This window comes from Paraburkholderia sp. SIMBA_053 (genome assembly GCF_046534895.1).
GTDB classification, from domain to species: Bacteria; Pseudomonadota; Gammaproteobacteria; order Burkholderiales; family Burkholderiaceae; genus Paraburkholderia; species Paraburkholderia caledonica.
Genome location: NZ_JAWRXU010001255.1, coordinates 1 through 251, shown reverse-complemented (window position 1 = coordinate 251; position 251 = coordinate 1). Strand labels below are relative to the sequence as shown.

The 251-nt window shown below is 66.1% G+C and carries 1 protein-coding gene; it reads right to left on the bottom strand.

Annotated features, from left to right (window positions below; genetic code table 11):
- The coding region (locus SB753_RS39655; protein ID WP_410805493.1) for a TrmH family RNA methyltransferase at positions 1–251 on the bottom strand (251 nt) is incomplete at both ends.

Genomic DNA, 251 nt, shown 5'->3' with positions numbered 1-251 from the left:
CCGCTGGCCACTTTCGCCGCCGTGGCATTCAAACCAACCGCCCGATCCCGCGGCGCAATCACAGCATGCGCGCCCGCCGCATCGGCAACCCGCAAACACGCGCCGAGATTGTGCGGATCCGTAATCCCATCGAGCACCAGCAACAACGCCGGCCCCTGAACACCATCGAGCAGTTCAGCAAGGTTCTGCGCCAAAGGCAGATCGCCCGCGCGCGCCACTACGCCCTGGTGCCGCTCCGTATGCGCAAGTCC